Source organism: Terriglobia bacterium (assembly GCA_020073205.1).
GTDB lineage: Bacteria > Acidobacteriota > Polarisedimenticolia > Polarisedimenticolales > JAIQFR01 > JAIQFR01.
Genome location: JAIQFR010000002.1, coordinates 1 through 16,479, shown reverse-complemented (window position 1 = coordinate 16,479; position 16,479 = coordinate 1). Strand labels below are relative to the sequence as shown.

At 69.2% G+C, this 16,479-nt stretch carries 19 protein-coding genes; 15 read left to right on the top strand and 4 right to left on the bottom strand.

Annotated elements, in window-relative coordinates; translation table 11 throughout:
* The first annotated feature begins 7 nt into the window (after nucleotides 1-7).
* The 14 genes from LAO51_00580 (at nucleotide 8) to LAO51_00515 (ending at nucleotide 9,682) form a co-directional block, all read left to right on the top strand.
* Nucleotides 8-1,114 (top strand): flagellar basal body P-ring protein FlgI, encoded by a 1,107-nt coding sequence (locus tag LAO51_00580; GenBank protein ID MBZ5637229.1) that lies wholly within the window; start codon nucleotides 8-10, stop codon nucleotides 1,112-1,114.
* Nucleotides 1,111-1,995, top strand: coding sequence for a peptidoglycan DD-metalloendopeptidase family protein (locus LAO51_00575; GenBank protein MBZ5637228.1), 885 nt, complete (start codon nucleotides 1,111-1,113; stop codon nucleotides 1,993-1,995). Before LAO51_00580 ends, LAO51_00575 begins: the two co-directional genes overlap by 4 nt.
* A 57-nt stretch (nucleotides 1,996-2,052) precedes the next feature.
* Nucleotides 2,053-2,352 (top strand): flagellar biosynthesis anti-sigma factor FlgM, encoded by a 300-nt coding sequence (gene flgM, locus LAO51_00570; protein ID MBZ5637227.1) that lies wholly within the window; start codon nucleotides 2,053-2,055, stop codon nucleotides 2,350-2,352.
* Nucleotides 2,330-2,785, top strand: a complete 456-nt coding sequence (locus tag LAO51_00565; GenBank protein MBZ5637226.1) for a hypothetical protein — start codon at nucleotides 2,330-2,332, stop codon at nucleotides 2,783-2,785. The genes flgM and LAO51_00565 overlap by 23 nt, the downstream gene beginning before the upstream one ends.
* Nucleotides 2,782-4,176: a flagellar hook-associated protein FlgK gene (gene flgK / locus LAO51_00560; GenBank protein ID MBZ5637225.1), complete on the top strand. Its 1,395-nt coding sequence runs from the start codon at nucleotides 2,782-2,784 to the stop codon at nucleotides 4,174-4,176. The genes LAO51_00565 and flgK overlap by 4 nt, the downstream gene beginning before the upstream one ends.
* 10 nt (nucleotides 4,177-4,186) lie before the next feature.
* Nucleotides 4,187-5,059 (top strand): hypothetical protein, encoded by an 873-nt coding sequence (locus LAO51_00555; GenBank protein ID MBZ5637224.1) that lies wholly within the window; start codon nucleotides 4,187-4,189, stop codon nucleotides 5,057-5,059.
* Nucleotides 5,060-5,064: 5 nt separating this feature from the next.
* A complete protein-coding gene (locus tag LAO51_00550; protein MBZ5637223.1) occupies nucleotides 5,065-5,469 on the top strand; it encodes a flagellar assembly protein FliW in 405 nt (134 codons plus the stop codon).
* A 72-nt stretch (nucleotides 5,470-5,541) separates the two neighbouring features.
* Nucleotides 5,542-5,748 carry a carbon storage regulator gene (locus LAO51_00545; GenBank protein ID MBZ5637222.1) on the top strand — a complete coding sequence of 69 codons (207 nt, stop codon included), beginning with the start codon at nucleotides 5,542-5,544 and terminating at the stop codon, nucleotides 5,746-5,748.
* A 65-nt stretch (nucleotides 5,749-5,813) separates the two neighbouring features.
* Complete coding sequence (locus tag LAO51_00540; GenBank protein ID MBZ5637221.1) at nucleotides 5,814-6,092, top strand: hypothetical protein; 279 nt, start codon at nucleotides 5,814-5,816, stop codon at nucleotides 6,090-6,092.
* A 71-nt stretch (nucleotides 6,093-6,163) separates the two neighbouring features.
* Nucleotides 6,164-6,838 carry a hypothetical protein gene (locus LAO51_00535; GenBank protein MBZ5637220.1) on the top strand — a complete coding sequence of 225 codons (675 nt, stop codon included), beginning with the start codon at nucleotides 6,164-6,166 and terminating at the stop codon, nucleotides 6,836-6,838.
* Nucleotides 6,835-8,352, top strand: coding sequence for a 4-alpha-glucanotransferase (malQ, locus tag LAO51_00530; GenBank protein ID MBZ5637219.1), 1,518 nt, complete (start codon nucleotides 6,835-6,837; stop codon nucleotides 8,350-8,352). Before LAO51_00535 ends, malQ begins: the two co-directional genes overlap by 4 nt.
* A gap of 97 nt (nucleotides 8,353-8,449) precedes the next feature.
* Nucleotides 8,450-8,677: a hypothetical protein gene (locus LAO51_00525; GenBank protein ID MBZ5637218.1), complete on the top strand. Its 228-nt coding sequence runs from the start codon at nucleotides 8,450-8,452 to the stop codon at nucleotides 8,675-8,677.
* Nucleotides 8,678-9,173: 496 nt separating this feature from the next.
* Entirely contained in the window at nucleotides 9,174-9,434 is a 261-nt protein-coding gene (locus LAO51_00520) for a DUF4258 domain-containing protein (protein ID MBZ5637217.1), read from the top strand.
* A gap of 5 nt (nucleotides 9,435-9,439) precedes the next feature.
* The gene (locus tag LAO51_00515) at nucleotides 9,440-9,682 is read left to right on the top strand and encodes a type II toxin-antitoxin system MqsA family antitoxin (protein ID MBZ5637216.1); all 243 of its coding nucleotides are present in this window, start codon (nucleotides 9,440-9,442) and stop codon (nucleotides 9,680-9,682) included.
* Nucleotides 9,683-9,869: 187 nt separating this feature from the next.
* On the opposite strand, the gene LAO51_00510 is transcribed toward LAO51_00515, so the two are convergent.
* Nucleotides 9,870-10,754 (bottom strand): hypothetical protein, encoded by an 885-nt coding sequence (locus tag LAO51_00510; protein ID MBZ5637215.1) that lies wholly within the window; start codon nucleotides 10,752-10,754, stop codon nucleotides 9,870-9,872.
* A 64-nt stretch (nucleotides 10,755-10,818) separates the two neighbouring features.
* Here LAO51_00510 and LAO51_00505 point away from each other — a divergent pair, with 64 nt between their 5' ends.
* Nucleotides 10,819-12,513, top strand: coding sequence for an alpha-amylase (locus LAO51_00505; protein MBZ5637214.1), 1,695 nt, complete (start codon nucleotides 10,819-10,821; stop codon nucleotides 12,511-12,513).
* Between the two features lie 24 nt (nucleotides 12,514-12,537).
* Here the strand turns inward: LAO51_00505 and LAO51_00500 are convergent, their stop codons facing one another.
* The 3 genes from LAO51_00500 to LAO51_00490 form a co-directional block, all read right to left on the bottom strand.
* Nucleotides 12,538-13,533 carry a hypothetical protein gene (locus tag LAO51_00500; protein MBZ5637213.1) on the bottom strand — a complete coding sequence of 332 codons (996 nt, stop codon included), beginning with the start codon at nucleotides 13,531-13,533 and terminating at the stop codon, nucleotides 12,538-12,540.
* 74 nt (nucleotides 13,534-13,607) lie between these two features.
* Nucleotides 13,608-15,887, bottom strand: coding sequence for a hypothetical protein (locus LAO51_00495; GenBank protein ID MBZ5637212.1), 2,280 nt, complete (start codon nucleotides 15,885-15,887; stop codon nucleotides 13,608-13,610).
* Between the two features lie 39 nt (nucleotides 15,888-15,926).
* Nucleotides 15,927-16,479, bottom strand: a 553-nt coding sequence (locus tag LAO51_00490) for a hypothetical protein (protein ID MBZ5637211.1), incomplete at its 5' end; no start/stop codon positions are given.

The following is a 16,479-nucleotide window of genomic DNA, read 5'->3' as shown; positions in this document are numbered from 1 at the left end:
AGCGCCCATGCGTGGATGGTTCCCGCTCGCCGCGGCCGTGCTCCTGATCGCGGCCCCGCTCGGCGCCTCCCCCGAGGTGCGGGTCAAGGACCTCGTGACCGTGGAGGGAGTCCGCTCGAACCCGCTGATCGGCTACGGGCTCGTGGTCGGGCTCCAGGGGACCGGCGACGGCACCCAGGCCGCGTTCACGATCCAGAGCCTCGCCAACATGCTGCGGAGGAGCGGGGTCTCGGTCCCGCAGGCCGCGGTCCGCGTTCGCAACGTGGCTGCCGTGATGATCACCGCCGCGCTTCCGCCGTTCGCCCGATCGGGCCAGGTCCTCGACATCCAGGTGTCGTCCATCGGCGACGCGAAGAGCCTGCAGGGCGGCACTCTTCTCATGACCCCGCTCACGGGGCCCGACGGCGCGACGTACGCGGTGGCGCAGGGAGCGGTCTCCATCGGGGGCGCCTTCCTCGGCGGTGGCGGCGGCAACACGACCCAAAAGAACCACCCCACGGCGGGGCGGATCCCCGGGGGCGCGACGGTCGAGCGGGCGGTGCCGGTGGATCTCGCCGCGGCGACCTCTTTCCGCCTGCTCCTCGACGAGCCGGACTTCGCCACCGCGTCCCGTGTGGCCGAAGCGATCAATGCCGCGTTCGGCCAGCCGCTGGCCCGCGCGGAGGATCCGGTGGCCGTGCGCGTCAATCCGCCCGCGGACCTCGCCTCGGACCCGGTCGGCCTGCTGGCGAAGGTGGAAGCCGTCGAGGTGCGTCCCGACGCCGCGGCCCGCGTCGTGATCAACGAGAAGACGGGCACGGTGGTGATGGGGAGCGACGTGAGGGTGTCCAAGGTCGCGCTGGCCCACGGAAACCTGACCGTCGAGGTTCGCACGCACCTCGAGGCGTCGCAGCCGGCTCCGTTCGCCCCGAAGGGCGAGACCCTGGTGCTGCCGCAGAAGGAGGTGACGGTGGAGGAAGGACCGAGCCGCGTGATCACCCTCGAGGACGGCGTGAGCGTGGGCGAGATCGTACAGGCCCTGAACACGCTCGGGGTCTCCGCCCGCGACATGATCGCGATCTTCCAGGCCATGCACGCCGCCGGAGCGCTCCACGCGGAGCTGGTGATCCTGTGACGAAGGCTTCTCCCGTCTCGCTCGACCCGGCGGCCGTCAAGGCCGCCGGCGAGCGCGTCCGCCTCCGGCAAGCGGCGGAAGCGTTCGAAGCGCTGATGGTGAAGACGCTCCTCAAGAGCATGTCCAAGGCGCAGCTCGAGAACGGGTTCTTCGGCGATGGACCGGGCGCCTCCACCTACCAGGAGATCTTCGAGGAGCAGTTCGCGGAGCGCATCGCTGAGGGGTCTCCCTTCGGCATCGCTCGCATGCTCGAGGAACAGCTCGCCGAGCGCGTCGATCCCGCTCGAGAAGTGAGCGAGGCCCTCAACAAGGCCGCCGAGGCGCAGGCGAGGGAAGCCTACGGGGCTGCCGCGGAGGCGGGGGGCGGCCGGCTTCCATCCGCTCCGCCACGGCCGAAGGCTCCGTCCCCGGCCCCGAGTGCCCCCGTGCAGCCGAGCCACGATCGCTCGGGGAAGATGGACATTCGCCATACTTTTCCATCAGTGTCGAGTTCGTTTGGTTGGAGGCGGGATCCCTTCGACGGCTCGCCGCGATGGCACGAGGGCGTTGACCTCCCCGCACCGGTGGGCACTCCAGTCCTCGCCGTCGCGCCGGGGGAGGTCGTTTCGGTGACCCGCGGCGGAGGTTACGGTCTAGAGGTGGTCGTGCGGCACGACTTGGGCTGGACGACGCGCTACGCCCACCTTTCGGGGGCCGAGGTCCGGGAGGGCCAGAAAGTAGGTCGGGGAACGCTTCTGGGGGAGGTCGGCAGCACCGGACGCTCGACCGGCCCTCATCTGCATTTCGAGGCCGCCCGGGAGGGGCAGAAGGTGGACCCCGCCGTGGCGGCCCCGGGCTCTCTTCGCGCTCAAGTCCTGCGGGGGCAGGCCGATGAGAATTGAGGAAGCCGAAGAGAGCACGCGCTCGCGCTGGGGCGGGCGACGTGGCGCAGGACGACGATGAAGATCAACGGAGCGGACGGTTCGGGGGGAGCGCGGAGGCTGGAACGGCCCGTGGACTCGCACCGCGTCCGCAAACCGGAGGCGTCCAGGGCCGGGAACCAAGACCGGGTCGAGCTGTCCGCGGAGGCACGGCAAGTGGCCGCCCTCGCGGAGGCCTCGGGCGGTCTTCCCGCGGTTCGCCAGGACAAGGTCGACACGCTGCGCAGGGCTCTCGATGCGGGAACGTACCAAGTGGACCCGCGCCGGCTCGCCCGCGCCATCCTGGAGTTCGAGGATGGAATTCCCGACAAATCCTGACGACGCCGCGACGACGCGGGCGCGCCTCATCTCGGGGCTCGAAGAGCGCCTCCTCGAGGCCGACCGGCTGACGGAATCGGTCCGCGGCGCGCTGCTCCGCGGCGATGCGGAATCGATCGAGACCAGCCGGGCCCGGCTGGAAGCGCTTGCCGCGGAATTCAAGGTGCTCGTCGAGGAGCTGAGGCGGCACCAAGCGGCGGCCGACGGCGCTCCGGAGGACCCGCGCCTCACGGCGGCGCGCGGCGCGCTGAGGGCGACGGTGGCGCGTCTCGCTCGCTCGTCGGCGATATCGTGCGGGGTGCTCGAGAGGATGGTCACGCTGAGGCGGTGCCTCCTGTCCCTCGCTTCCGCCGCAGCGGGGGAGAGCTACCTCCCGACGGGCCGCGCAAAGGAATTCGCGCCGCAGGGCATGCGGCTGAGGCAACGCGCATGAACCTCTTCAGCTACTTCGACATCGGCCGGCGCCTGATGAACGCGTCCCGCCTCGGTCTGCAGGTCGCGGGGGACAACATCGCGAACGCATCGACCCCCGGCTACGCGAGGCGGCGGCTCGAGCTCAGCCCCGGCATGCCGGTGGAGGTTCCGGGAGGATGGCTCGACCAGGGCGTCGACGTCGCCCGGATCAGCCGGATGCAGGACCAGTTCGTGGCGTTCAGCCTGGAGCGAGAGCAGGGGGGGCTCGGGGAGTCCGACGAGCAGCTGCGCGGCCTCCAGGACATCCAATCGGTCTTCGGGACGCTGGACGGCGATGGGGTCGCATCGGCCCTGTCGGCCTTCTCGAGCGAATTCACCCAGCTCGCGGCCCAGCCCGAGGACGCGGGGGCCCGGCGCGGCGCGGTCTCGGCGGCCGACATGCTGGCCCGGTCGATCGGCGACGCGTACGGCAGGCTCGAGGCCCAGCGCCGTCAGGAGGACACGGCGACCGACGAGATGGTGAAGCAGGTCAACACGCTCGCTTCGGAGCTCGCCTCGCTGAATCGGCAGATCGTCGAGGACGAGGGCGGGGGGAGCGTCGCGTCGACGCCTCGCGACCAGCGGACGCTGGTCCTGCAGAAGCTCTCCGAGCTGACGGGGGGCGTCTCCGTCACGGGGACGGACGGCCGGGTGAGCTTCGAGCTGCCGGCCGGGGTGACCCTGGTGACGGGCGACAACGCGCTCCCGCTCGAGACCACGCGGCGCGCCGACGGGATGCTGGCCGTGGCCGCGGGCGGCGATGGCAGCGACGTCACGTCGCGGCTCCGCGGCGGGAGGCTCGGCGCCCTCCTGAGCCTCCGCGACGATTCGATCACGAGAAGCGAAGGCATGTTGAACGACCTCGCCACCGACTTGACGCAGCGAGCCAACGCGCTCACGTCGGGGGCCAGGGACGGGAGCGGAAACCCCGGCGGGCCGCTGTTCGTTCCGAATCCACCGGCCGCGGCGGGAGCCGCGGGGTTCATCGCGGTGAACCCGAACCTCCTGCAGAATCCCTCGCTGCTCGCGGTGTCCGCGTCGGGTGCTCCCGGAGACGGCTCCGTGGCGGCATCGATCGCCGGGCTTCCCGACCAGGCCTCGGCGACGCTCGGGGGGAAGAGCCCGGCGGAATTCCTGGCCGACTCCCTCACGCGCCTCGGCGACGACATCAGCCAGACGGACGTCTCGCACGGCGTGTCCCAGAGCCTCGTGGACGGTCTCACCCAGCAGCAGGACAGCGTATCGGGGGTGTCGCTCGACGAGGAGGCGACGAACCTGATACAGAACCAGCGCTCGTTCGAAGCGGCGGCGAAGTTCATCGAGATCATCGACTTGGTGACCCAGACCGCCCTCAGCCTCGTGCAGCCGTAGGAGGCGTGCCATGCGGGTCGGCGACCAGAGCTTCTACCAGCGTTTTCTCATCGGGCTCGAGGCCGCGCGCGAGTCGACGTCGCACTCCCTCGACCAGATGTCCGACGGCAAGCGGGTGCGCAACGCCTCGGACGATCCCGCCGGCGCCCATACTTCCCTCCTCCTTCGGGGGCGCGTGGTGCAGATCCAGGGGTTCGACCGCTCGGCTCAGGCCGCGCGGACCGACCTCACGGCGGTCGACTCCGCCCTCGGCGAGGTCGTCTCGGTCCTCTCGTCGGCCCGGGCCGAGGCGATGGCCGGGGCGTCGGGGGTGAGCCAGGGGGGGAACGACGCCCGAGCGACGAAGATCGACGGCCTACGAGCGGAGCTGCTGTCCCTGGCCAACACCAACCAGGGCGGGAGGTACCTGTTCGCGGGCACCTCGACCCTCACCCTGCCTTTCGCCCAGGACGGGACCTACTCCGGAGACGACGCCGAGGTCCAGGCCCCCCTCGACACGAACGAGCAGGTCGGCGCGACGGTCGCCGGCCGCCAGCTGTTCCTCGCCGGCGGCGACATGTTCGCCCACCTCGCCGATCTCGCCCAGGCCCTGCGCGACGGGCGCACCCAGGACGCCGCGGCGTCCGTCGCGACCCTCCGCGACGACATCAGCCGCGTCACGAGCGTGGAAGGGGAGGTCGGGATGCGGCTCGAGCGGATCGACTCCGTGATCAGCCGCCACGGGGACGAGTCCACCCGCCTCCTCGAGCGCATCGGCGAGATCGAGGACGCGGACCTGGCCACGGTCGCGGTGAGCCTGCAGGCGGCCGATACCAACCGGTCGGCGCTGTCCGCCGCCGCCGGGCGCGTGCTCGGGGTGTCCCTCTTCGACTACCTGGGGTGACGACGATGAGCGAGTCCACGGTCTTCGGCACCGCCGACGCCACGATCTGCTTCGAGGAGGGGATCATCGGCGTCCCCCGCGCCCGCCGCTTCGAGCTCCTCGAGAGGAACGGGTCGACGGTGAGGATCCTGCGCTGCCTCGACATCGAGGGGTTCGCGCTCCCCGTCACCGACCCGCGTCTCGCGGACGAGAACTACCGGCCGGAGCTGGGCGGGCGGGTGCAGGAGGCGCTGGACCTCTCGACCGGCGATCCGGTTCTGCTGCTGGCGGTGACGACCCTCGAGCCCGGAGGCCCCGTGGCGAACCTCCGCGCCCCGCTGGTGGTCAACGTGCGACGACAGCGTGCGATGCAGGTGATCCTGGACGACAAGTCCTATCCGCTGCGCGCTCCCGTTGGCAGGAGCGCGTAACTTCTCGGATCCCCGCCGCGGAGCGGCGGGAAGAGGGATCCCGGAGCGGGGTCCCGGGGACAGGAGGTCCCGATGCTCGTTCTCACCCGGAAGATCGGAGCGAGTGTCGTCCTCGGCAACACGATCCGCATCACCGTGCTCGAGCTGTCGCACGGCGTCGTCCGATTGGGATTCGAGGCCCCGCCCGACGTGTCGATCTACCGCGATGAGATCCACCGGGAGATCGCGCGGAGCAATCAGGCGGCGATGGAGAACGCGACCTCGGAAGGGAATCGGTAGCGCGCTCCTCTCCGGCGCTCAAGTCCCCCTCGATCCTGCCGATGCTTGAGGTCGGGAGGTGGCGCGTGGACATCCGGGTGGGAAGCACGCCCCCGGTCGGCTCGCCGGCGGCCAAGGTGGCCGTGGCCGCGGGCTCGATCGAGGCGCGGGTGCTCGGCGTGAGGGCCCCACGCCGGCGGGGCGGGGATCGACCCGGCTCCCAGCCCGAGCGACGCCACGGGGAGACGGCTCCCGATCCCCCCTCAGGCCGCGTGCTGATCCTGCTGATCCCCGACGGCCAGCAACTTCCCGAAGGGCTCGATGGCGGAAGCTGGCGTGTCTTCCTGAGATTCGCTCGCCGCTAGCCTCGGGGTCGCGGCCATCGTGGGTGCAGCCGGCGGCCGAATTGCTCTATGCTTTGCGGCCGGAGACCCGCATGGGCCCCAAGCTCTGCCCCAAGATCATCCTGGAAGGCACCCGCCTCACCCTGAAGACGGAGATCGCGTTCGCCCTCAACGAGCACCCGAGGATCGTCGGGCCCCGTAAGTACCGCTACCATTCGCCCCTCGTCTCCGCGGAGTGGTGCGCGTTCACGAACTTCCCGTGGGGCCGGGGCCTGGTCAACTTCGAGCCGCACGAAGAGGCGATGGCCCTCGAAACCTACCGGACCTGGGCGCGGCTGTTCGAGCTGCAGCGCTACTACTCCTGGATCGTGGACCGGTTCCACCTTTCGACGCGCGCCCACCAGCTCATGGCCCGCGGGAAGGGCTACGATTTCCGGTGGCTCGAGGATCGCCTGATACCCCTCGGGTTCCGCCTGGTCCTCTGCACGCGCTCTCCCGCCTCCTTCGAAGCGGCCCGCGCGGCGCGGCTCGAGGTCTCCGGAAACCCGGCGCAGTACGCCGACCTCGGCCGGTTCCTCGAGGAGCAGGAGCTGTTTCGCCGCCTCGCCGACGAGTCCGCGCTGCCGCGCTTGGATCTGGACGTCTCCGATTCCGACGTTCCCGGTGCGGCGACGCGCGTCGCCGACTGGATGGAATCGACGGGAGGTCTGTGGGCGGAGGCGCCCGGGGAGGCGAGCCGGCCGTCGGCCGCCAAAGCGCCGCGATGACCGGCGCCACGCGCCGGGCCGGCGTCCTCCTTCACCCGACCTCCCTCCCGGGAAGGTGGGGGGTCGGAGACCTGGGTCCTGGGGCCGACGCGTTCCTGTCCTGGATCTCGGCCGCGGGGCAATCGGTCTGGCAAGTGCTCCCGCTCTGCGCCATCGGGCCGTCGCACTCGCCGTACGTGGGGCTCTCGACGTTCGCGGGCAATCCGTGGCTCGTCTCCCCGGAGCGGCTGGTGGACGAGGGACTCCTCGATCCCGCCGCGCTCGAGAGCGCTCCGGGGTTTCCGGACGGGCACACGGCATTCGTTCGGGCGCTGCCTTACAAGGCGTCGCTGCTGAAGGGCGCGTGGCGCCAATTCCGGCGGCGGGGGTCGGCGGAGCTCCGGCGGGACCTCGAGGCGTTTCGCGGCAGCCCCGACCAGGCGGGATGGCTCGAGGACTGGGCGTTGTTCATGGCGCTCCGAATGCGGCACCGGGGCCGGCCGTGGACCGAGTGGCCGTACGACCTGAGGAAGCGCTCCGCCGGCGCGCTGCGGCGCGCGCGCTGCGATCTCGCGGACGAGATCGCGTACCAGGAGTTCCTCCAGTTCCTGTTCTTCCGGCAATGGCACCGGATCAAGTCGGAGGCCAACCGGCGCGGCATCCAGGTCATGGGCGACCTCCCGATCTACGTCGCCCACGACAGCGCCGACGTCTGGGCGAACCCGAGGTTCTTCGACCTCGGGCCGGACGGGCTGCCGGTCTCCGTCGCCGGTGTTCCGCCGGACTACTTCAGCGAGACCGGGCAGCTGTGGGGGAACCCGCTGTACCGCTGGGACCGCCTGGCGGAGGACGGCTACGCGTGGTGGGTCGAAAGGATGCGCTCCAACTTGCGCCTCGCCGACCTGATCCGCCTCGACCACTTCCGAGCGTTCGCGGCTTACTGGGCGATCCCCGCCGAGGAGCCGACGGCGGTCAAGGGGAGGTGGATCCCCGGTCCGGGCCGCGCGCTGTTCGACGCGATCGGGTCGGCGCTCGGCAAGCTTCCGATGGTCGCCGAGGACCTGGGGCTCATCACTCCGGACGTGCACGAGCTGCGCCTGGCGCTGGGTCTGCCCGGGATGAGGGTGCTCCAGTTCGCTTTCGACGGCTCGGACAACGAACACCTGCCGGCCAGGAATCCCGAGGACTCCGTGGTGTACACCGGCACCCACGACAACGACACCACGAGAGGGTGGTTCGACAGCCTCGACGAGGGGCTGCGGCGCGTCGTCGTGGAATGCGTCGGCACGCGCGAGGGGAGCATCGAGTGGGACATGATCCGCGCCGCCTACGGATCGGCGGCCCGCCTCGCGGTGATCCCGATGCAGGACGTGCTGGGGCTCGGGACCGAGGCGAGGATGAACACGCCGGGCCGTCCCGAGGACAACTGGACGTGGCGCGCCGCGGCCGGCTCGTTCGAGGAGGCGCCGGCGGAGCGGCTCGCGCGACTCGCGGGGGAGTACGGCCGACGGCCGGGCGGGAAGCTGGCCGATTAGTGGCTGAGCGCCTGTCGATGGTGCGTGGCGACAGGCGCTTCGAGAAGACCTGGCGTCGGCTGAAATCGCCATAAATAGCGGGCAGTGGAAAGCAGGAATGGTGTTGTCGGGCAGCCTCATGGAAGCTCTTCTCTTGAACCAACTGCGAAGGTTCAAGACGACCGCCATCGCTGCCGCCGTGGCGGAATTGGTCAACGAAGGCGCGATGCGGAAACCTTCAGTCGACCTTAATGACTGGCACCTGCCGGCCTATGCGAATGTCGGGGGCAGGCTCGGTCTAATACGTGAAGGGACGTTGGCGCAGGTCCTTGCCTTAGATGTTTAGTTAAACTCGCCGCGCCTCGCTGCTCCGCGGGACACATGCTGGCGTTGGAAGTGGCGGCCCACAGCGAGTGGGGAGGCCCCATGACAGGGAGGCCCCATGGCAGCCGATCCCGGAAGCACGCCTCGATCGATCGCGAGTCGAGCAGAGGCTGAACAGATCGCTCGCGAATACCTCAGGGCGAAAGGTCGGTTTCTTTCTAATCTGACCTTCACGGTGCGCACCGTGGCGGAAGTGGGGGGTCCGCCAGCTCTCTACGGATTCGACGATGCGGAAAGACGACTGACGAACTCGTGGCTCGTGTATGTTACCGGTGCGCACCCCATGACGTTGGAAAGCTCCTTGCTCGTCGTAATCTCCAGGACTGACGGAGCCGTCCTGTACGCTGGTTCAGCGAATGACGAGGGGTAGCGAGAGCCGAATTAACACCGAGCAGTCTGCCGGATAGGCTGTCGGACCGGTGTAAGATGCGGCGGTGTTCGAACGGGTACTGAACGATATGCGCGAGAAGCTGCGCTCCCGGCAATACGTGATGACCGTTCATGCCGAGGAGGAGATGGACGCCGACGGTCTCTCGATCTTCGATATCGAGAACGCGGTGCTCACCGGCCGCATCGTCGAGCGACAGGTGGACAGGGCGAAGGGGGAGAGGAAGTACGTGATCCGGGGACGCGCCTTGGAAGGCGATGACACGGTGGTTGTCGTGGCGAAAACGGGGCCGACGGGCAAGGTCGTGGTCCTGACCGTATACTCGGAGTGAGCGAGATGAAGAAGACGAGTAGCCGGTGCGACGTATGCGGGAAGGCGGGGGTCTTGCGCCGCCGCCTGCCCAGGACTTACGGGAGAGGTCCGACCCTCCTGGTCGTCGAGGACGTGCCCGTGATGGTCTGCCCGAATTGCGGGGAGAGCTACCTGACGGCCGAGACCCTGCAGGAAATCGAGCGGATCAAGCTGCTCCGGCGGAGCCTCGCGAAGTCACGGTCCGTGGCGGTCGCCAACTTCGGTTGAACCCGGTTGCCGGTTCCCCGCGACGTTTTGTTGTGGTTTGAGATGCGTCTGGGGTATACCGCGCCAGCGAATGTTCGGGGCAGAGACCGACTTCGGGAAGGCGGAGCAGAGGTCAACAAAACACTGCGAAAAGCGGGATCGGCATTCTCAGGAATGCGGCGTACACGAGTTGAGGCGCCATTCCCCGCTAGACGTCCCTTCCCCTCACGATCCGCCTCCACCACGATCGCAGCCGACCCTTCCCGCCAGCCGGTGAGCGACCGAACCACCGGAAGTGCCGGACGGCGGCCTCCCTCTCGACGGCGCGGGCCGCGTACCGCTCCCGGAGGTGGTGGAGGTGGTCCATGGTGAACAGATAGAGGTCGGTCTCGGTGCAGCCGGGGAATTCCGCCAGGACCCCGCTCTCCCGGATCGTCGCGACCATCGGGCGGTAGACGCCGAGCCTCCATGACCGGACCGCCTCGTCCCACGGGCACTCGCGCCGATCGTCGATCCCACGGAAATACCGATGGACGCCGACGTGCTCGAGCAGCCGCTCGTAACCGTTCGGCACCGTGGTCCGGAACTCGTCGGGCTCCTCCGGGGCGAGGCGCGTGGCCTCGAGGAAGTCGACGAGCCCGCTCTTCAAGACCACGTCTTCGATCGACGCGCCGGCGTCGAGCGGGACCGGCGTCTCGAATTCCTTGACGTGGGCCTCGATCGCCGGCGCCTCGAGCGATCGCGCCACCGAGACCCGGTGGTGCCCGTCCACGACGAAGTAGGCTTCGCCGACCTTGTACAGCTCGACGGACGGGAATCCCGCCGGCCCCTCGGCCAGCCCTTCGACCTCTTCCCACCGGGCCCGAAGCGACTCCCCCCGCGGGAGGAACGTGCGATTGAAGTCCTTCTCCCGGCCCACCGTGCCCACGATCCGGTCGAGTGGGACCTCGAGCACGCCGCGATCCACCAGGTGGCTCAGCTTCAGGTGCTCCCGGACCCGGTCGAACGCGAGGAGGTTCGCCGGCCGCCCGGTGAGGTGCGCGAGGAGGTCCCCCATCAGGGCCGCTCGGCGGGCTTCGTCGAAATGGGCCATCCGGTCGGCTCCGGCGGTACAATCCGCCCGATCATAGGTGAAACCGCCGCCAGGAGGTACTCCCATGAAGCTGCCGCGTCTCGCAATCTTCGTCGCGCTGGTCGTCGTCGCGCTCCCGCTGCCCGGCTGCTCGAAGCGACCGGGCGCCGATGGCGGGGCCGAAACGGTGGCCTCCCGAACCACGTCCTCGAATCCGGCGACCCCGTCCGCGGGGCGGGCTGCGGTCTGGAACCACGAGTGGATCCGCGGCGCGGTGTTCTACGAGGTGTTCGTCCGGAGCTTCGAGGACTCGAACGGCGACGGGATCGGCGACCTTCCCGGGCTGATCTCGAAGCTCGACTACCTGAACGACGGGGATCCCGCGACCGCGTCCGATCTCGGCGTCGACGCCCTGTGGCTCATGCCGGTGTTCGCGTCCCCGAGCTACCACGGCTACGACGTCACCGACTACGAGACGATCAATCCGGAGTACGGGACCAACCAGGACTTCGCTCGCCTCGTCGAGGAGGCCCACCGCCGGGGGATCAAGGTCATTCTGGACCTCGTGATCAACCATACCAGCGCGCAGCACCCGTGGTTCGTCGCGTCGGCGTCCTCCCCGCGGAGCCCGAAGCGCGACTGGTACGTCTGGAGGGCGGACGACCCGGGTTGGACCCAGCCCTGGGGTGGGAGCAACCGCACCTGGCACGAGCGGAACGGGGCGTTCTACTACGGGATCTTCTGGGGAGGGATGCCCGACCTCAACTTCCGGAACCCCGAGGTCCGCGCCGAGGCGGAGCGGATCGCGAAGCTGTGGCTCGACCGCGGCGTCGACGGGTTCCGCCTCGACGCGGCCCGCCACATGGTCGAAGGCGGTCCCGGCGCGGCCCAGAACGACACCCCGGAAACCCACGCGTTCTGGAAGGAGTTCTCGGCGTACGTTCGGAGTGTGAAGCCCGAGGCGGTGCTGGTCGGCGAGAACTGGTCCGAGACCGCGGTGATCGCGACCTACTTCGGCTCGACGGCGGCGGTCCCGGGCGGGGACGAGCTCCCGATGAACTTCGACTTCCCGCTGGCGGACGCGATCGTGCAGGACGTGAACGCGGGGGACGGGGCGCGGATCGCCGCCAAGATCGCGGAGGTCGAGGCGGACTACCCGCCCGGGGTCGAGGACGCGACGTTCCTGACGAACCACGACATGGTCCGCCTGGCGACGCAGCTCGGGAACGACCCCGGGAAGCTCCGGAGCGCGGCCGCGGTGCTGCTCACCCTCCCGGGCTCGCCGTTCGTTTATTACGGCGAGGAAGTCGGCCTCGGGAACGGGCCGACCCGCGACGACGAGTCGAAGCGAACCCCGATGCCGTGGAACGCTTCGTCCGGGGGAGGCTTCACGACGGGGAAGCCCTGGTTCTCGTTCGCTCCGGGGCAGGAGGCCGCGAACGTCGCCGCGGAGACAGGGGATCGAGGCTCGCTCCTGTCCAGCTACCGGTCGCTCGTCCGGGCGAGGAGGGACTCTGCGGCGCTCCGCCTCGGAGCGATCGAGCTGCTCTCGCGTGGCGGCCCCGTGCTCGCGTACGTCCGTGCGGCAGCCGGCGAGCGGGTCCTCGTCGTCCACAACCTGGGCGCGGGGGCCGTGCGCGCGGGACCTTTCGCCGTCGCCGCGAGCGCCACGGAGCCTCTCCTGATCGATTCCGGGGTGCCCGAGCATCCGGCCGGAGCGTCCGGCGCCTTCACCATGGAGCTTCCGCCTCACGCCAGCGGAATCTGGCGGCTGCGCTGAGCGTGCTCCGGAGCCTGCGGCTCCCTACTTTCCCTTGACGTCGGCGGGCACGACGCCGGGCAGGCGAACGGGCCGGTGGGCGTCGGGGTCGTAGTCCATCAAAACGTCTTCCTGGATCTTGCCAGGCGGGACGATGACGTCCAGGAGAGGGGGCTGGTACCCCTCCTGGTCTTCCCGCGCGCCGCCGAACGCGTCCTGGGAGCGCCCGGACACGACGCGGAGGATCATGAGCCCCTCGCCGCTGGGCGTGGCGCCCGTCAACGCCGCCGGCACGTCGAACTTCTGCAGGACGTCGGCCCCCGACACGGCGACCACGTAGCTCCACGTGTCCTTCGCGGGGCCGCCGAGGAAGGCGTCGGGAACGAAGAAGCTGATCTTGGGCCCCGTCACGCGGATGCGCGTCGGAAAGAAGACGCGGGAGGCGATGTCCGCCTCGGCTTCCGAGCGAAGGCGCTTCAGGTCGTCCTCGCTCAGCTTCTTCTTCTTCTCGGCCTTGGTATCGCGCTTCACCGCGCTGACCATCAGGCGCCTCAACGCTTCCTGGGCCTCGTAAGGACGCGGCGTCAGGCACACCGCCCGCTCCCAGGCGTTCTCGGGTGCGATCTCCGCCACGCGGCCGGGGAGCATGTTGGTGCTTCCCGAGCCCGCGACCCGGTCCATGTCGATGTAGACGTCGAGGTTGAACGTGTAGAAGCCGAAGCGTGCGACGTCGTTCAGGTTGCCCCCGCCGATGTCGATCGTCCGCCCTCCCGGAGATCGGACCGGCCGCGCGAACGTCGCCTCGAACGTCGTCCCTCCGTCCTCGGCGCGGGCGCTGAACGAGAGGAGGTCGAGGTCCCCGGGCTGGAAATCGTCCCTCAGCGGATAGACCAGCGAGCCGTCGCCGTGGTCGTCCCCCCGCGGATCCTCGAGCTTGAAGATGACCGATTTCCCGCGGGCCTCCGCCGCCGGCACGAGGGCGGCGGCGGCGAGCGGCAGGAGCAGGACGGCGAGGACCGGAACGAGCCGACGGGGTCGCATGGTGTCTCCTGGGAGCGGTGGAGGGAGGCCCGGCGATACGGGCCGCCGGGCCTCCCTCCCGAAACGGACGGGTCCTAGAACTGGACCTTCATGAACGCCTTGATGTGGCTCTGCCTGAACTCGCGCTTCTCGAGGCTGTTCCAGCCTCCGAAGTGCCCGCTGAAGCCGAGGGAGCCGACCGGGACGTTGTGGGCGGCTGCGATGTCCGCGTCAGCGACCTGCGGCACGAAGCCGCCGCCGAAGTCCGGCTCGAACGTGCCGAACGCGTACTGGTACTCGAGCCCGAACTCGGCCCCCGCCAGGATGTAGCGGAACTTCGCCGAGATCCGGTTCTTGGTGTGCTTGCCCGACGCCATCTCGTGGACCCGGTACGCCTGGAACGCGGTGTTGCCGTCCTTGAGGTCCACGTCGTAGTACTCGTACGTGAGCGACCCGTACAGGTCGTTGGTGAGCTGGTAGCCCGCGCCGATCTGGTAGAGCCAGTACTTCTCGTCGCGATCGTCGTCGGAGAGGCTGTCGAACGGCTTCCACTGGTAGCCGACCACCCCGCCGGCTCCGGTGATCACCGGCGGGTTGCCGTACAGGGCCGCCGAGGAGAAGCGCGGGCCGTCGTCGCCCGCGTCGAAGTAGTAGTTCTGGACGCCGAGGCAACCTCCGTCCACGTCGAGCGTCGGCGTGGCCGGGCAGTCTCCCGCGGCATACGGCAGGTACTTCGCGTTGTTCATCCGGTTGTCGGTCTCTTTGATGTACTTCACCTTGCCGAAGAGGTCGATTCCCTTTCCGGCCTCGATGACGTACTTGAAGCCGACGAGCGCGATGTCCGTCTTCTTGTCGGAGAACGGCGCGAAGGCGGAACGGAAGTTGTGGCCGACGCCGGTGTCCAGCTCCATGGCCGGGTAGGGGCTGTTCTCGATGTCGTGGGAGGGGTCGCCCCAGGCCTGCCAGTTGGTGTTGTAGCCGATGTGCGTGACCTCGCCGCGGATCTCGAGCGCCCCCTTGGTCCAGGTGGGAACGAGGGTCACGCCTTTCCAACCGATGCAGGTCTCGGCCATCGGCTCGTCGAAGTCGGTGAACTCGTTGTCCACGTTGATGGTCGGCACCTGCATGGCGTTGCCGTCCCAGCCCGCGTACCCGATCACGGAGCGGTTGAACCCGTCGGAGTTCGGGTCGTTGACCGAGCGGCTGCCGAACACGCCGTACTTGGCGTTGTTCGGGCCCGGATACGCCCACGTCGAGTCGTGCCCCTCGGTGAGCAGGACGTCGGCCTCGCGCCGCGACGCCATCATCGACGTGTACTGGGCGCCGATGTCGAACGCCTGGAGCGCGAACGACAGGCCGACGCCGAACGGATCGCTGGCGGTGAAGTCGACCTTGAAGGAGGAGTCGTCGTGCTTGCCGGCGATCACGGGGGAGAAGCCGCCGCCGATGTTGAAGCTGGACGGGGCCCCGAACGTCGGGTTCGAGTCGTGGGAGGAGTAGTAGTAGGCGCCGAGGATGTCGTAGTTCGAGCTCGGGTGCACGCCGAACTTGATCCCTCCCACGCTGTTACGGAACCGAGTCTTGATGCTCACCCCGTTGTCGAGGTTGAGGTCGAGGGAGTTGAGCTCCTGGTCGCGCACGTACTCCGCGATCCCGCCGATGTCGAACACCGAGCTGGCCGCGACCTTGAACTGGAGGCCGTACGCGGCGTCCGCCGCAGTGTACGTGCCGGTGCCGTAGTTGGGCCCCGCCCACAGGCGCGGCAGGGAGATGCGCGTGAAGTCCCACGTGAACTTGCGGTGGGCGGCCGAGCCCTGGAACAGGAGGCCCGACGCGTTGTCCCGGTCGATGTACCGGATCCGGCCGATGACGAACGGGTCGAACTGACCGAAGTCGTTCGCGCCGATGGTGGCCGAGTCGATCCACTTGTAGCCGGGGGTCAGGACCACGGCCACGCCGCGGAGCTTGACGTACTGGTTGGACCTCGGGTCCCATTCGCCGCAGTCGCCGCTGACGCACGGCCCCAGCGAGCCGGCCCCGCTTCCCGGGTTCCGGCCGCCGAACCCGCCGAAGTTCGTCCACTCGTTCTGGTTGAACCGGCTGTGGAGGCGCGCCTTCACCTCCACCGCCTTGGAGAGCTTCGCGTCGAGGAGCAGCTCCACCTCGGAGCCCTGGCCGTTGTCCCCGAAGCCCTCCCCCGGGACCGTGGTGAAGTTGTACATCGATCCGCCGTAGCGCTGGTTCCCCCACAGCCACTTCGTGTAGGTGGTCCCGCCGATGACCAGCTTCGGCTTGTCGTCGGCGTAGACCAGCCCCGCCATCGCGATGGCGGCGGCCGCGAGCAGCGCGATTCCGATCGTTCTTCTAAGGCTCATGTGTGAAGCCCCCAGGCTCCGCCCGAGCGCGGAGCTGCACTACTTCCCGTGGACCATGGTAAGCGTCGCCATCTTCTTCGACGTGCCGTCGGGGTTGCACTCGTAGGCGAGCATCTTGTGCTGGAGGTCGGCCTCGGAGGCGTCCCCCTTGCCGCTGCCCGCCAGGATGTCCACCGCGTGAGGATCGCAGTCGCCGTCGTTCCCCCCGCCGAAACGGTGCTGCCCCTCGTACTCGTTGACCTTGCGGGTCAGGAGGTCGCTGCTCGCCGGGAACCCCTCGTTGGACTGCATGACCACCTGGTAGCCCCACGTGGCCGGGTCGCCGCTTCCCAGGCTCTTGAGGTCCACCGTCGCGGAGATCGTCCTGCCGGACCCCTTCACCCGGGTCGGGACGACGATCGCGTCCTTCATCGCCGCCGCCTTCGTGTCGACCTCGGCCTTGACTCGCGAGGAGCCCTGCGGCGACAGGATCACGCACCGGTCCCAGGCCGAGTCGGGCGCGAACTGGATGTTGAGCCCGGGGAGCCCTTGCGTGAACGTCTTGGCGTCCTTGCCGCCGGTCGCGATGAAGATGAACACCATCTGGACCGAG

Coding starts and splice junctions, on each gene's coding strand:
- LAO51_00580 (MBZ5637229.1), top strand. CDS start 8: ATGCGTGGATGGTTCCCGCTCGCCGCGGCCGTGCTCCTGATCGCGGCC.
- flgM (MBZ5637227.1), top strand. CDS start 2,053: ATGAAGATCAACGGAGCGGACGGTTCGGGGGGAGCGCGGAGGCTGGAA.
- LAO51_00565 (MBZ5637226.1), top strand. CDS start 2,330: ATGGAATTCCCGACAAATCCTGACGACGCCGCGACGACGCGGGCGCGC.
- flgK (MBZ5637225.1), top strand. CDS start 2,782: ATGAACCTCTTCAGCTACTTCGACATCGGCCGGCGCCTGATGAACGCG.
- LAO51_00555 (MBZ5637224.1), top strand. CDS start 4,187: ATGCGGGTCGGCGACCAGAGCTTCTACCAGCGTTTTCTCATCGGGCTC.
- LAO51_00550 (MBZ5637223.1), top strand. CDS start 5,065: ATGAGCGAGTCCACGGTCTTCGGCACCGCCGACGCCACGATCTGCTTC.
- LAO51_00545 (MBZ5637222.1), top strand. CDS start 5,542: ATGCTCGTTCTCACCCGGAAGATCGGAGCGAGTGTCGTCCTCGGCAAC.
- LAO51_00535 (MBZ5637220.1), top strand. CDS start 6,164: ATGGGCCCCAAGCTCTGCCCCAAGATCATCCTGGAAGGCACCCGCCTC.
- malQ (MBZ5637219.1), top strand. CDS start 6,835: ATGACCGGCGCCACGCGCCGGGCCGGCGTCCTCCTTCACCCGACCTCC.
- LAO51_00525 (MBZ5637218.1), top strand. CDS start 8,450: ATGGTGTTGTCGGGCAGCCTCATGGAAGCTCTTCTCTTGAACCAACTG.
- LAO51_00520 (MBZ5637217.1), top strand. CDS start 9,174: ATGCGCGAGAAGCTGCGCTCCCGGCAATACGTGATGACCGTTCATGCC.
- LAO51_00515 (MBZ5637216.1), top strand. CDS start 9,440: ATGAAGAAGACGAGTAGCCGGTGCGACGTATGCGGGAAGGCGGGGGTC.
- LAO51_00510 (MBZ5637215.1), bottom strand. CDS start 10,754: ATGGCCCATTTCGACGAAGCCCGCCGAGCGGCCCTGATGGGGGACCTC.
- LAO51_00505 (MBZ5637214.1), top strand. CDS start 10,819: ATGAAGCTGCCGCGTCTCGCAATCTTCGTCGCGCTGGTCGTCGTCGCG.
- LAO51_00500 (MBZ5637213.1), bottom strand. CDS start 13,533: ATGCGACCCCGTCGGCTCGTTCCGGTCCTCGCCGTCCTGCTCCTGCCG.
- LAO51_00495 (MBZ5637212.1), bottom strand. CDS start 15,887: ATGAGCCTTAGAAGAACGATCGGAATCGCGCTGCTCGCGGCCGCCGCC.